The organism is Devosia sp. MC532 (genome assembly GCF_016461625.1).
Taxonomy (GTDB): domain Bacteria; phylum Pseudomonadota; class Alphaproteobacteria; order Rhizobiales; family Devosiaceae; genus Devosia.
The window spans coordinates 99,938-113,036 of sequence record NZ_JAEMNZ010000009.1 but is presented as its reverse complement, the minus strand read 5'-3'; the positions used below and the strand labels follow the sequence as shown (position 1 = coordinate 113,036).

Below are 13,099 nucleotides of genomic sequence, written 5' to 3'. Positions count from 1 at the left end.
ACAATATTCCGCTCACCGGAGAAATGGTCCAGGCGCTGCGCAACATCAGCTCGTCGCCCAGCGACGGCATGGTCATCCGTATCTTCAAGGAAGAAGAAATTCTTGAGGTTTGGAAGAAGTCTGCCAACGGCACATATCGCCTCTTCAAGACCTATGAGATCTGCTCCTATTCGGGCGATCTCGGCCCGAAATTCAAGGAAGGTGACCGTCAGAGCCCGGAAGGTTTTTACACCATCTCGCCTGGCCTGATGCATCCCAAGTCCAACTATTATCTCGCGTTCAACACCGGTTTCCCGAACAAGTTTGACCGCGCCCACGGCCGCACCGGCTCGAACCTGATGGTCCATGGCGATTGTAAATCTGTCGGCTGCTACGCCATGACCGACGAGGGCATCGCTGAAATTTATGCGCTGGCCCGCGAAAGCTTTAAGGGTGGCAACCCCACCTTCCAGCTCCAAATCTATCCATTCCGCATGACAACGGCCAATATGGCCAAGCATGCCACCAGCCCGCATCTTGAGTTCTGGAAGAACATCAAGGTCGGCTACGAAGCCTTCGACATCAACAAAGTTCCACCCACTTGGGACGTTTGCGAAGGTCGCTACATCTTCAACCCAAAAAGCTCGGGCCCACTCGACGCCATGGGTGCCTGCCCGCCGACAAGCTTGAGCGACACTGTAAAGTCGAAGGTGGCCGCTGACGAAGCCGCGCTGCAAAAGTTGATGGACGCTCAAATGACCGCCGCCCAACGCGCCGCAGCCACCGAGGCCGCCCTCAAGCAGCGCAGCGAAGCCATCACCGGCTTCGTGTCCGGCATCGGCAGCGCCATTGGTCTTGGCAACCCCGGCCAGAACCCAAACATTCCACCGGTCTTCACCGGCAAGCCTGCTACACTGCCCACCTCTGCAGCCCAGCGCCCATAACACGCGCTGGTGCCGCATTCCGGCCCCACTATGCTGCAATGGCAGGGGACCTTAGGAGACAGACGTGGACGAGAAAAAAGCCGATACGCCGGATCGCCGAGACGAGGACATCCGTGTTGAGCCCGATATTTCGTCCACACTGATCGATGAAACCATCGTTCCAGCCGAAGACTTTGCCTCCGAGGATCATCAGCCTCCTGTGGCGCGGCCGTCCAAAATTCCGATTGTTCTCTCGATTGCCAGCATGATCGTGGCCATTGGCGTAGCCGGCGCGGCAGCGACCCTGCACCTCGCCAATCAAAACGAGATTATGCGCCTCTCGACCGAGTTGGCGCAGCTCCGCGTCAGCCTTGATCTTTACGCCCGTGGCAGCAATTCAAATACTGGCTCCCAGCAGCTCAGCGCCCTCACGGAACGCCTTACCGCGCTCGAAGAGCGCCAAACAAGCGCCCCAGAGCCTGCTCCAGCGTCGCCGCTTACAACAGCGCCTGTACCCGCTCCCCTGACTACCCCAGCGCCCACAGCAGGCGTGAGCGATGACTGCCTGCCCGCAGGCATGCGCCTCCTCGTCACCACTGGCGACAGCTATCCCATTTGCGATCAGCCCGCCACGATCGACGTCAGCCTTGTCGACAGCGGCTACATCACCCTTGTGGACGGAACAATTGTCCCCTCTGGCGTCGCGGTCCCACTACCCAATTCGACCTGCACCGTTTCGGTCACCTCCTCGGGCGACGAAGGCCTCACCGGCTACGCTGAAATACGCGTCACCTGCTAATCCCCCAATAAAAAAGGCCCGGATCGCTCCGGGCCTTTTCAATTCTGGATGCCGTTCGCTTAAGCGAAGGCACCATGGCAGTGCTTGAACTTCTTGCCCGAACCGCATGGGCAATCCGCATTGCGCGAAACGCCGACGAGCAGAGCCGGATCAATTGGCGCCAAGGGTTCGCGAGCCACTTGCGGAGCCAGCGCAGCAGACGCTGCGGCGGCAGCTGCGAGACCCTGCGCAGCCTGCGCTTGCTGCTGCGCAAGAGCCTGTTCCTGTTCAGGCGAGCGCACCTGCAACTCAACGTGGGAGAGCTGCGTCGTCACCAATTCACGCAGGTTCGCCAGCAGAGACTGGAACAGCTCATAGGCTTCCTGCTTGTATTCGGTGAGCGGGTCGCGCTGCGCAATACCGCGCCAGCCGACAACCTTGGACAGGTGGTCAAGCATCACGAGATGTTCGCGCCACAGACCATCGAGCGACTGCAGCAGGATCGACTTTTCGACCTGCTTCATCACATCGGCCGAGTATTTCTCGTGCTTGGCAGCGATGACAGCGTCTGCCGCCTCACGAATACGCTCTTCAACAACCTCGGCCTCAATCCCTTCTTCCGCAGCCCATTCAGCGATAGGCGCGTCAACATTGAGATAGGTCTTGGTCGCAGCGGTCAGCTGCTCAATGTTCCACTGATCGGGATAAGAACGCGGCGGAATGGCCTTGCCCACCACATTGCTCACCACCTCGTGGCGCATTTCTGTGATGGTTTCAGATACGTCTTCCGCATCCATGAACTCGAGACGCTGTTCGAAGATCACCTTACGCTGATCGTTCATAACGTCGTCGTACTTCAGGATATTCTTACGAATATCGAAGTTGCGGGCTTCAACCTTGCCCTGCGCGCGTTCAATCGCCTTGGTAACCCAAGGGTGCGTGATGCTTTCGCCCTGCTCAAGACCAAGCTTGCCGAGCATGGAATCCATGCTGTCGACAGGGAAAATACGCATCAGATCGTCCTGCAGCGACAGGAAGAACTTTGAGTGACCGGGGTCACCCTGACGGCCCGAACGACCACGCAGCTGATTGTCGATACGACGCGACTCATGGCGTTCCGTGCCGATAACCATCAGCCCGCCTGCCGCCAGTGCCTTGGCCTTGTCATCGGCGATCTTGGCCTTGATCTCTTCGATCTTGGCATCGCGCGCAGCACCCTCAAGACCTTCCGCATCCCGCTGGATGCGCATCTCAAGGTTACCACCGAGCTGAATGTCGGTACCGCGACCAGCCATATTGGTCGCAATAGTGATCGCGCCCGGCAGACCCGCGTCCGCAACGATAAACGCTTCCTGCTCGTGGTGACGAGCATTGAGCACGTTCATCGTACCAACGTTCTTCTTGCGCAGAAGGTCAGCGAGCATTTCCGACTTTTCAATCGAGGTCGTGCCCACCAGAACCGGCTGACCGCGATCCTGACATTCCTTGATCAGGTCGGCGATGGCATTGAACTTTTCGTCTGCCGTACGGAAAATCGCATCGTCTTCGTCGATACGCTGAACCGGCAGATTGGTCGGAACAGTGATCACGCCGAGACGGTAGATGTCCGCAAATTCTTCCGCTTCCGTCGCCGCCGTACCGGTCATGCCAGCAAGCTTCTTGTAGAGACGGAAATAGTTCTGGAAGGTGATCGAGGCCAGCGTCTGGTTTTCTGGCTGGATCTTGACACCTTCCTTGGCTTCAAGCGCCTGATGCAGGCCTTCCGAATACCTGCGGCCCGCCATCATGCGGCCCGAGAACTCGTCGATGATCACGACTTCATCGTTACGAACGATGTAGTCCTTGTCGCGACGGAACATTTTGTGGGCGCGCAGAGCCGAGTTTGCGTGGTGAACCAGCGCCACGTTCTCAACGTCATACATGGACGAGCTCTTAAGCAGGCCTTCGGCCGCCAGTGCTTCTTCCAGCTTTTCCGTGCCCTGATCGGTCAGCGTCACCGAACGTTGCTTTTCATCATGCTCGAAATCGCCTTCGCCGATGATCGCCATCAGCTTGTCGATTTTCACATAAAGATCAGAACGATCTTCCGATGGACCAGAAATGATCAGCGGGGTCCGCGCTTCGTCGACCAGAATCGAGTCGACTTCGTCAACGATCGCAAATTCATGTCCGCGCTGCACCATCTGGGCGCGCGAGTATTTCATGTTGTCGCGAAGATAATCGAACCCGAGCTCATTATTGGTGCCGTAGGTAATATCGGCCGCATAAGCCGCCTTACGCTCGGTGTCCGAAATGCCTGGCACCACAACGCCATAGCTGAGGCCGAGGAAATTATAGAGCTGACCCATCCACTGCGCGTCGCGACGCACAAGGTAGTCGTTCACGGTCACCAGATGCGCGCCCTTACCGGTCAGCGCATTGAGATACATTGGCAAAGTCGCAACCAGCGTCTTGCCTTCACCGGTGCGCATTTCAGCGATAGCGCGGTCATTCATGACCATGCCGCCGATCATCTGCGTATCGAAGTGGCGCATGCCCAAGGCACGCTTACCGGCTTCACGCACGGTCGCAAAAGCGGGGATAAGCAAATCATCGAGCGAAGCGCCCTGCTCAAGCTTTTGCTTGAACTCAGTGGTGCGTGCGCGCAATTGCTCGTCAGTAAGCTTGACCAGTTCCGGTTCCAGCGCGTTGATCGCCGCTACCTTGCTCTGATACCGCTTCACCTGTCGATCGGACGGTGACCCGAAGATTTTCCGGGCAAGAGCAGTAAGTGCCATGTGTTCTGGTCCTTTTTAATTCGGAGTCATAACGAGTTAAGGACAGCGCCTATGGCGTCTCTCAACTCATCGCGACTCATCAGAAAAAGCCTAATCAGCTTCTCTGAGCGAAGTCTTGCATGTCCACTGCGCGATTTTGGTTGGGCGCGACAGCGGGCCCATGCTTTTGGAAAAGCGGGTGAGATGTAAGAGTGAGGGGTGGTCTTGTCAACGTATCCGAAATCAGCCACACCACAGCAAGCCTCTGACTTTCCGGGCGTTGCGATAGATTTATAGTGCCAGACACAACGGAGTGCACGGCACATTTTAGCCGTCATGTCGTGCGAGCCGGAAAGAACAAAGATTCGGTAGTGCCGATCCGACATCGGCAAAGGAGAGACCTAATCCCTATGCAGAACCCTGCCTTGCGCCTGCTGCGCGCTGCTAGCCTCGCGACAGTCCTGCTCGCGGTTCCTGCTCTTGCCACCTACGCGCAAGACGCCGCTCCTGCAGCACCTGATCAGAATGCGGTCGTTGCCACCATTGGCGCGCACTCCATTACCGAAGCTGACCTGACCTTCGCCGCCGAAGACATGGCACAGGATCTGGCACAGCTCCCACCCGATGAACGTCGCGCGTTTCTCGTGCGCATCCTCATCGACATGAAGGTGATGGCTGAAGCGGCTCGCGAAGCGGGTATGGACAAGACCGAGACCTTCGCTCAGCGCCTTGATTACCTCGAAGAACGCGCTCTGCGTCGCGCCTATTTCAACGAACAGATCGTTGCGAGCGTGACCGAAGAAGCCGCCCGCGCCGAGTACGACAAGTTCGTTGCCGAGTACACGCCGGAAGACGAAGTTCACGCCCGCCACATCCTCGTTGAAGAGGAAGCCAAGGCCAATGAACTCAAGGCCGAGCTCGACAAGGGCGCAGATTTCGCCAAGCTCGCGGCTGAAAACTCCATTGATCCAGGAGCCGCCAACGGTGGTGATCTTGGTTTCTTTGGCAAGGGCATGATGGTCGCTCCATTCGAAGAAGCGGCCTTCGCGCTTGAAAACACCGGCGACATTTCGGCGCCAGTTCAGTCCCAGTTCGGCTGGCACATCATCAAGCTTGAAGAAAAGCGCCAATCGGCTCCGCCAACCTTTGAACAGGTTGCAGGCCAGATCCAGCAGCAGCTGATGATGACCACGTTTAACGACAAGGTCACCACACTGATGGATGGCTTGGACATCACCATTAACGACGAAGCGCTCAAGGCCAAGTTCGACGAACAGGAAGCCGCAGAAGCGGAAGCGGCTATCCCCGCTCAATAATCCTCGTCACACTGTGCGAAGAAAGCCCGGTCTCGCACCGGGCTTTTTTTATCTTGTGGTACTGTTCAACGCGCCGCGCAGCACGCTATCGACGACCGCCTCGATTGTCCCCATGGCCGCCTCCACGCGCCCAAGCAAAAGCTGGTGCCATGCGTAGGAGACGATGAGATCAACGATCAACTCGGAATTGACCTCGGGCGTGCACTCCCCACGCAGCTTGGCCTTTTCGATGATTTGAATAACCACAGCTTTGCGGCCTTCCTGATACGCATAAAGCGCATCGGCTGCCGCTTGATCGGTCTGCGCCTCGGCAATCAGCGCGCGATAAACCGTGGCGGCGAGGCTGTTATGCCAGAACCCGAGTAGCTGATTGTCGAGGAACGCGATAAGGTCCGCCCGCAAGCTGCCCGTGTCGGGAAACGGGCGATCGTTTTTAAACCGCCGGTAGACGTCGAGCATCAGCGCGGTTCTGTTTGGCCACCAGCGATAGATGGTTGGCTTGCCAGCACGGGCCTTTTTAGCGACCGCCTCGATCGAAAACCCAGCCACACCGCCTTCGTTTAACACGGCTTCCGCCGCATCCAGAATGGCTTCTTGGCTCGCCGGATTGCGGCGCGCGCCGATCGATTTTCGCGTCACAGCGCCGGTGGGTTCTGCCTGAGAGTCTTTTTGGTCCATCCCCCGAATATGCCCGAGGTGCCACGCAAAGAAAAGACTTGAACGAAACGGCCCGTTTCATTACATACGAAACGCATCGTTTCATTAGAGATCCCAGACATGCCCATCCCCGCCCGCGTCAGACTGGCACTCCTCCTCACTATTGCCGTTTATCCCCTCGTCACCCTTGGGCTCTATGCACTTGGCCCGCTGACCCACACTTGGGAACTTTGGCAACGAACCTTGATTTTAGTGCCAGTGGTCAGCTCAAGCCTTGCCATACTCATCTCGCCCTTCATCAACCGCCGGTTTGCCAAATTCATCACCGGGCGTAAGCCTATTGGTTAAAAACACCGCACTGCAGTTACAGTCCTTCTGCTCTACCTTGCGTCCGTCACACCTTTGAGGCAAACCGGAAAGCAATCGATTTGCCTTTGAGGTTTCGCCCATGGCCGCAATTCCGGTATCACCGCTCGCGCCGAAGACTTTCCCCGAGCTCCCAGCGATTGAAGGCGTTCGCTTCGCCACTGCCGAAGCTGGCATTAAGTACAAGAACCGCACCGACGTTCTGTTGATGGCGTTTGATGAAGGCACCTCCGTTGCTGGTGTTCTCACGCGCTCGCTGTGCTCGTCGGCCGCTGTCGAGTTGTGCCGCGAAAACCTGCCCGGCGGCATCGCCCGTGGCCTCGTCGTCAACTCGGGCAATTCCAATGCCTTCACCGGCATGAAGGGCCGCGAAAGCGTCAAGCACATCGCCGCAACCGCTGCCAAGGCGCTCGGCTGTTCCCCTTCGGAAGTGTTCATCGCTCAGACCGGCGTTATCGGTGAGCTGATCGATGCGTCCAAGTTTGATGGCGTTCTCGACGAAACCGCGACCCGCATGAACCTCATGCCGTGGATCGAGCCTGCCAAGGCCATCATGACCACGGACACCTATCCAAAGCTCTCCGGCGCTGTCCTGGACATTGACGGCACTGAGATCAAGATCAACGGTATTGCCAAGGGTTCGGGCATGATTGCGCCGGACATGGCGACCATGCTGAGCTTTGTCGTCACCGACATGCCGATCGCAGCACCGGTTCTGCAGGCGCTCCTCAGCCGTCACGTCCAGACCACCTTCAACGCCATCACCGTTGATAGCGACACCTCCACCTCCGATACGCTGCTGGTTTTCGCCACCAATAAGGCCGCTGTCGAGCCGATTGCATCGCTCGATGATCCGCGCGCAGAAATCTTCGGCCAGGCCTTGGCTGACGTGCTGTTCGAATTGGCTATCCTCACTGTCCGCGATGGCGAAGGCGCCACCAAGCAAGTGTCCGTCCACATCGAAGGCGCAGTCTCTGACGAAAGCGCCTTCCGCATCGGCAAGGCCATTGCTGATAGCCCATTGGTCAAGACCGCCATTGCCGGCGAAGACGCCAATTGGGGCCGCGTGGTTATGGCCGTCGGCAAGGCCGGCGAGCCAGCGGACCGCGATAAGCTCTCCATCCGCTTCGGCGATCTCGTCGTCGCCAAGGATGGCGAGCGCGCTCATGGTTATGATGAAGCCGCCACCAGCGCTTACATGAAGGGCGAAGAGCTTGAGCTCACCGTATCGCTCGGCATGGGCGAAGGCCGCGCCACCATCTACACCTGCGATCTGACCCACGGTTACATCACCATCAACGGCGACTACCGGAGCTAATTCGGTCGTCGCGCGGAGTACCACAATGAGCATCCCAGACGTCGAAGCGATTGAACGCGCCGGGCTATCCGCCTGGCCCGGCATCGAAGAAAAATGGGATGGCTCTTGGGTACGACGCGCATCAGGTGGCTACACCAAACGCGCCAACTCAACCCAGTGCTTTGACCCTGATGATTTCGAAGACGCCGATCTTCGCATCATCTCGGCCAGCACGTGGATGATCATTCGCAAAACCAAGCCAGTTTTCCGCATCACCCCGCTCGCGGCTCCTGAAGTGTCCGCCACGCTCGACGAGTCGGGCTGGCAAACCATTGATCTCAGCCATGTCTATGCGATGGACCTAGGCGATCATGAAGCAGACGCCGAGGCGCATTTCCTCAGCGTCACGGACCCCAAATTTGTCGCAGCTCAGCAGCAGCTTCAGTCTTATGACGACACGACGCTGACCGGGTTCACAAATCTGATGGCGGTTTTGAAGGTGCCCGCCACCGGCGTGGTGCTCACGCGTGATGGGCAAGCCGTGGCCTCAGGCCTCATGGCCATTGCCGATGGCATTGTCATCACCGGCAATGTCATCACTGACACCCAACGTCGCCGTCAGGGGCTCGCCAAGTCCATGATGAACTCGGGCCTGGCTTGGGCCAAAAAACAGGGCGCCAAATTTGCCGCCCTCAATGTCCAAGGCGACAATCCGGCCGCTATCGCGCTCTATTCAGAGCTCGGCTACACCCATCAATATGATTATCACTACCGCATCCCCGGAGCACCCAAGTGAGCGATAAGCCTATTCTCCTTGTTGTCGCCTGCGCTCTTGTCGATGCCGACCGTCGCGTGCTGATCGCCCAGCGCCCCGAGGGCAAGAACATGGCAGGTCTGTGGGAATTCCCCGGCGGCAAAGTCGAACCCGGCGAAACGCCAGAGGCAGCCCTTATCCGCGAACTGCGCGAAGAACTGGGAATTGAAACCAAGGAGGCCTGCCTCGCACCGGTTTCATTTGCATCCCATTCTTACGATAATATTCACCTGTTGATGCCACTTTACGCCTGTCGGAAGTGGCAAGGCACGCCGCAAACCAACGAGCACCAGGCCCTCAAATGGGTCCGCCCGCAGGCTCTGCGAGATTACCCCATGCCCCCAGCCGATGAACCGCTCATCGCGGCCCTGTGCGATCTGCTTTGAGGAGAGCGGCATAGGGCAAGTTTGGAGGCCCTATGCTGAGCACAACATTTTCGCGCTTTATACGTGACACCAGTGGCGCCACAGCGATCGAATATGTGCTCATTGCCGCGCTTCTCAGCCTGACGGCCCTAGCTTCGGCCTCGGTGCTCGGCCCCAGCATTGAAAATCTGCTCAAATACGGGAACGCGGCCAATATTTTTGCCGAAAAAGCCGCCAACCTCTAAGCGCTACTGCACCGCCACGATTTTATAGCGCTGACCGGCTCTGAGCTCATCGCCCGGATAGAGATTGTTCAAGATAAAGAACAGGTCGCGCCCGGCCGGAATATTGGCCATCTGCGTTGCCAAATTATTGGCCGTATCCCCAGCCTTCGCCGTCACCAAACGAATAGAGGTTTTCCGGATCGGGGCCAGATCGGCCGCCGTCGTGCGGCGGAAGCTTTGGAGCGTTGTATCAAAGCCCTGCGCAAATCGCTGACTGTCAGCCTTGGCCGCGAAGATAAAGCGATACACTTCGCCATCCATACGCATCACCGCCACGCGGAAGAACCACTGGTCCGTCTGCGCGAGGCCCGACGCCATCTCAATGCCGTTGTAATTGAGCGCTTGAACCGTGTCGGCCTTAAGGCCCGCTATCCAGCCGGACTTGAGGTACGCCGTCAGCTCCATATTGCCTTGGACCTGCGCGCTATCAAAGCGCACCGCTTCCCCGTCGCCGGCCACGCCCACAACCGCGCTCTGCGCATTTTGCAGCGCATAGTTTTGCGGCACGGCAAAGGTGAACTTACGCGCTGGATTAACGAAGCGCTGACCCACAATACTGCCCTGCGCCGGGCTATCGCCAAAAGTCATGCCGGAAATAGCCGCCAGATACCCCTCGCGATCGGTCTCACCAACAGCACCCGCACCAAACAAGCGTGCCGAGCTCAACGCGGTCTCAACGCGCGCTGGCGTCGATGGGTGCGATGACAAGAAACCATCGCCCTTAGCAGCACCGGCCGAGAAGGCCGCAAACCGGCTCATCACGCCCAAGAAGCGCGCCGCAGCGGTTGGATCATAGCCAGCCTTACCGGCAAACTTGATCCCTTCACGATCGGCCTCAAGCTCTTGGTTCTGGCTAAAGGCCGCCAAGGATTGACGCGTCCGATCGGCAGCTGCATCGCTCGATCGATCGCCACCGAAAATCCCTGTAACCACGCGGTCCACAATTTGCGTCGTCCGGGTCTTGTCGGTGCGCGCGCGCGCATGGCGCAGCGTCACGTGAGCAATTTCGTGCGCGAGAACGGCCGCCAGCTCGCTCGTATCCGAGGCCAGCGCCAAAATCCCGCGCGTCACATAAATATAGCCGCCCGGTAGCGCGAAAGCGTTCACTTCCGAGGTGTCGAGGATCGTCACCTGGAACTGCACATTGGGCTGGTTTGCGGCAGCCAACAGGCGGCCCACAATCCGCGCAACCATGATCTCGGCTTGGCGGTCTTCATAGACCCCACCATAGGTTGCAACAATGCGCGGATGCTCGCGACGGCCAATGGCATCATCGCCAGTGAGCGTCTCCTGCGACACTGAAGGCGCGGGATTGTCCCCGGTCCGGCCAACGCTGATGTTGGAGCCCGTAATCGAGGAGCAAGCCGTTATAGCAAGCACGCTAACCGCCAAGGCGGAGGCACGAAGGGCAAATTTTTTAGGAAGCGTGGTCATTGCCGCCCAAGTACCTCGATCTGTTCGGGATGGGTCACCTCGATGCGTGGACCGTCCCGATCGTCCACCCATCCACGCACTCGCACCAGCGCACCCTCCAGCGCCAGCAAATCAATACTATCGTCATCAAAGAGCCGTTGAGCCGGCCCCTCGATCACCACAGTGAAGTCTTCTTTATAGAAACGGCCAAAATTGAGATAAACACGTGCTCCGCTCTTTTCGGCGGTTAACACTCTGCCCTCAACCAGTTCGTAGTCGCCGACGCGATCTGTGAGCATCTCGGGCCGGTCTGCTTGTCGCACTCGATAATAGGAGTTGGCCCAAATGCCAAGGCCTTCGACGCGCGCGCGCGCTTCTGCGGCCAAAAGCGGGCCGAGGCATTTGCGATTATCGGGGAAAGAATAGACCCGCGCCAAGCCGTTCGCGACCATATGCAGTTGCGACCAGATCAGCGTCTCGCCGTCTTCGACAAACAGATGGGCGAGCGCGCGGTCATAGCGGTCGATCTCCTGCCCGCCATAACCCAATTGGACGCGCTTGTTGAGCGCCAGTGCTTCAAGCTGCGCCTTCGCCTCTTCGGCGAGCGGCCAGGTTGGAAACCCTTCCCGACCCAATGGCAATTTTGGCGCTTGTGTCCCGATCATCCGCACCGTGATTCCACTATCGAGCACGATGGTATCGCCGTCGGTGACCTGCACCACCAGCCCGCCTTTGACCATGCGCAATTCGGCACAGCTTTCCGCCGCCGCCGGACTGACCGCCGCCAAAATTCCTGCACTGATTGAGGCCAGAGTGACGCTGCGCAATACCACCACCTTAGATCAATACTTTGTTCACCATGCACCACAACTGGGCAAAAAAGGATTACCGGCCTGCACCAGCTTAAGGCCAATCGCATCAACTTTCGTCCGCTGCGATCACAATTTCGCGCGCGACATTGCCCTATGCTTGTGGCGAAATAAGGCACACACAACAAACTTGCGCTTTGTCTGGGTTTTGACATGAATACGGGCTAAGCGCCTGCCACCTAATCGCGTCAGCAGAGAAAACTAAATGGCTCGTCCGTTCGAACGAATTGCCGCCGGGATCGCCTTTATCCTAGGCCTCGCCACCATTCTGGGAGCCCTCGGCTCCCAATACATCGGCGGTCTCCAGCCCTGCGACCTCTGCCTGCAACAGCGCATGCCCTATTATTGGGGCCTCCCCCTCTTGGCCCTGATTCTGGTGCTTTGGGGCCGCCTACCCAAGCAGGTCAAAATCGCCGGCATGGCGATTGTTGCGGCGCTGTTTGCCTATGGCGCTTATCTTGGCGCGTTCCACTCTGGCGTCGAATGGGGCTTCTGGCCCGGCCCGACCACATGCTCTGGCCTTGGCGAAAGCCTCTCGCTCGATTCGCTCAATGAGCTGAAGCCGGTTATCGGCTGCGACGTGGTGCAGTTCCGCTTCCTGGGCATTTCCATGGCTGGCTATAACGCCATCATCTCGCTGGCAGTCGCAGGCCTGCTGACCCTGTCCATCCTGCGCACATCGCGTCAGCGCTAAAGCCTAGGGCTCAAGCTCGATGTCCCAATAGAGATAATCGAGCCAGCTCTTATGCAGATGATTGGGCGGGAAAGACCGCCCATTATTGTGCAGATCATGCACGCTTGGCGCAAAAGGCGTCTGCCGAGGAAACATCTTGATCTCGCTCGGCAGGCGGTTTGCTTTTCGCAGATTGCACGGCGCGCACGCCGCCACCACATTTTCCCAAGTCGTCAGCCCGCCCTTAGAGCGCGGAATAACGTGGTCGAAGGTCAGATCGTGCGGATTGCCGCAATACTGGCATTGGAAGCGGTCGCGCAGGAACACATTAAAGCGTGTGAAAGCCGGGAAGCGCACCGGCTGCACATAGTCTTTGAGCGCCACAACACTGGGCAGACGCATATCGAAACTGGGAGAATGGATCACCGTGTCGTAGTGCGACACGATGTTGACCCGATCCAGATACACCGCCTTAATCGCATCCTGCCACGACCATAAAGACAGTGGGTAGTAACTGAGCGGCCGGTAGTCGGCGTTCAGTACCAATGCGGGACAAGTCTCAGGCGACACATGGATAGTCACTTGAGTCTCCCGAAACGGGAATCGTGT

Annotated in this window: 13 protein-coding genes and 1 pseudogene; 9 read left to right on the top strand and 5 right to left on the bottom strand. The window is 58.2% G+C overall.

All coding sequences use genetic code 11. The annotated features are described in order from the left end of the window. Positions 1–68: 68 nt before the first annotated feature. Positions 69–662 (top strand): annotated as a pseudogene (locus tag JHC09_RS16970) (murein L,D-transpeptidase family protein); the annotation flags it as partial. A 325-nt stretch (positions 663–987) separates the two neighbouring features. Further along, complete coding sequence (locus JHC09_RS12470) at positions 988–1,701, top strand: hypothetical protein (protein ID WP_199532183.1); 714 nt, start codon at positions 988–990, stop codon at positions 1,699–1,701. Between the two features lie 59 nt (positions 1,702–1,760). Here the strand turns inward: JHC09_RS12470 and secA are convergent, their stop codons facing one another. Next, positions 1,761–4,457 (bottom strand): preprotein translocase subunit SecA, encoded by a 2,697-nt coding sequence (gene secA / locus JHC09_RS12465; RefSeq protein ID WP_199532182.1) that lies wholly within the window; start codon positions 4,455–4,457, stop codon positions 1,761–1,763. Positions 4,458–4,846: 389 nt separating this feature from the next. Between secA and JHC09_RS12460 the strand changes: the two genes are divergently transcribed. After that, positions 4,847–5,752 carry a peptidylprolyl isomerase gene (locus tag JHC09_RS12460; protein WP_199532181.1) on the top strand — a complete coding sequence of 302 codons (906 nt, stop codon included), beginning with the start codon at positions 4,847–4,849 and terminating at the stop codon, positions 5,750–5,752. A gap of 48 nt (positions 5,753–5,800) precedes the next feature. Here JHC09_RS12460 and JHC09_RS12455 read toward each other — a convergent pair whose 3' ends face one another. Beyond that, positions 5,801–6,430, bottom strand: a complete 630-nt coding sequence (locus JHC09_RS12455) for a TetR/AcrR family transcriptional regulator (protein WP_199532180.1) — start codon at positions 6,428–6,430, stop codon at positions 5,801–5,803. Positions 6,431–6,529: 99 nt separating this feature from the next. Between JHC09_RS12455 and JHC09_RS12450 the strand changes: the two genes are divergently transcribed. From JHC09_RS12450 to JHC09_RS12430, 5 genes are all read left to right on the top strand, one after another. Beyond that, entirely contained in the window at positions 6,530–6,757 is a 228-nt protein-coding gene (locus tag JHC09_RS12450; RefSeq protein ID WP_199532179.1) for a hypothetical protein, read from the top strand. Between the two features lie 100 nt (positions 6,758–6,857). After that, positions 6,858–8,093, top strand: a complete 1,236-nt coding sequence (gene argJ / locus JHC09_RS12445; RefSeq protein WP_199532178.1) for a bifunctional glutamate N-acetyltransferase/amino-acid acetyltransferase ArgJ — start codon at positions 6,858–6,860, stop codon at positions 8,091–8,093. A 25-nt stretch (positions 8,094–8,118) separates the two neighbouring features. Further along, positions 8,119–8,868, top strand: coding sequence for a GNAT family N-acetyltransferase (locus JHC09_RS12440; RefSeq protein WP_169195512.1), 750 nt, complete (start codon positions 8,119–8,121; stop codon positions 8,866–8,868). Next, positions 8,865–9,272, top strand: a complete 408-nt coding sequence (gene mutT, locus JHC09_RS12435; RefSeq protein ID WP_169195513.1) for an 8-oxo-dGTP diphosphatase MutT — start codon at positions 8,865–8,867, stop codon at positions 9,270–9,272. Before JHC09_RS12440 ends, mutT begins: the two co-directional genes overlap by 4 nt. Before the next feature lie 32 nt (positions 9,273–9,304). Then, positions 9,305–9,496: a Flp family type IVb pilin gene (locus tag JHC09_RS12430; RefSeq protein WP_349236464.1), complete on the top strand. Its 192-nt coding sequence runs from the start codon at positions 9,305–9,307 to the stop codon at positions 9,494–9,496. A gap of 3 nt (positions 9,497–9,499) precedes the next feature. On the opposite strand, the gene JHC09_RS12425 is transcribed toward JHC09_RS12430, so the two are convergent. Further along, on the bottom strand, positions 9,500–10,969 hold the full coding sequence (locus JHC09_RS12425; protein ID WP_199532177.1) for a M48 family metalloprotease: 1,470 nt from the start codon (positions 10,967–10,969) through the stop codon (positions 9,500–9,502). Then, positions 10,966–11,736: a thermonuclease family protein gene (locus tag JHC09_RS12420; protein WP_248309008.1), complete on the bottom strand. Its 771-nt coding sequence runs from the start codon at positions 11,734–11,736 to the stop codon at positions 10,966–10,968. Before JHC09_RS12420 ends, JHC09_RS12425 begins: the two co-directional genes overlap by 4 nt. A 286-nt stretch (positions 11,737–12,022) precedes the next feature. On the opposite strand from JHC09_RS12420, the gene JHC09_RS12415 reads away from it, so the two are divergent. Next, positions 12,023–12,511, top strand: coding sequence for a disulfide bond formation protein B (locus JHC09_RS12415; RefSeq protein WP_199532176.1), 489 nt, complete (start codon positions 12,023–12,025; stop codon positions 12,509–12,511). A gap of 3 nt (positions 12,512–12,514) precedes the next feature. Here JHC09_RS12415 and JHC09_RS12410 read toward each other — a convergent pair whose 3' ends face one another. Then, complete coding sequence (locus JHC09_RS12410; RefSeq protein WP_169195516.1) at positions 12,515–13,072, bottom strand: HNH endonuclease; 558 nt, start codon at positions 13,070–13,072, stop codon at positions 12,515–12,517. Positions 13,073–13,099: the final 27 nt, after the last annotated feature.

Bases quoted from the DNA above. Each gene is read 5' to 3' on its own strand.
- JHC09_RS12425 (WP_199532177.1), bottom strand. From the start codon at position 10,969: ATGACCACGCTTCCTAAAAAATTTGCCCTTCGTGCCTCCGCCTTGGCG.
- JHC09_RS12430 (WP_349236464.1), top strand. From the start codon at position 9,305: ATGCTGAGCACAACATTTTCGCGCTTTATACGTGACACCAGTGGCGCC.
- JHC09_RS12415 (WP_199532176.1), top strand. From the start codon at position 12,023: ATGGCTCGTCCGTTCGAACGAATTGCCGCCGGGATCGCCTTTATCCTA.
- JHC09_RS12440 (WP_169195512.1), top strand. From the start codon at position 8,119: ATGAGCATCCCAGACGTCGAAGCGATTGAACGCGCCGGGCTATCCGCC.
- secA (WP_199532182.1), bottom strand. From the start codon at position 4,457: ATGGCACTTACTGCTCTTGCCCGGAAAATCTTCGGGTCACCGTCCGAT.
- JHC09_RS12455 (WP_199532180.1), bottom strand. From the start codon at position 6,430: ATGGACCAAAAAGACTCTCAGGCAGAACCCACCGGCGCTGTGACGCGA.
- argJ (WP_199532178.1), top strand. From the start codon at position 6,858: ATGGCCGCAATTCCGGTATCACCGCTCGCGCCGAAGACTTTCCCCGAG.
- JHC09_RS12450 (WP_199532179.1), top strand. From the start codon at position 6,530: ATGCCCATCCCCGCCCGCGTCAGACTGGCACTCCTCCTCACTATTGCC.
- JHC09_RS12460 (WP_199532181.1), top strand. From the start codon at position 4,847: ATGCAGAACCCTGCCTTGCGCCTGCTGCGCGCTGCTAGCCTCGCGACA.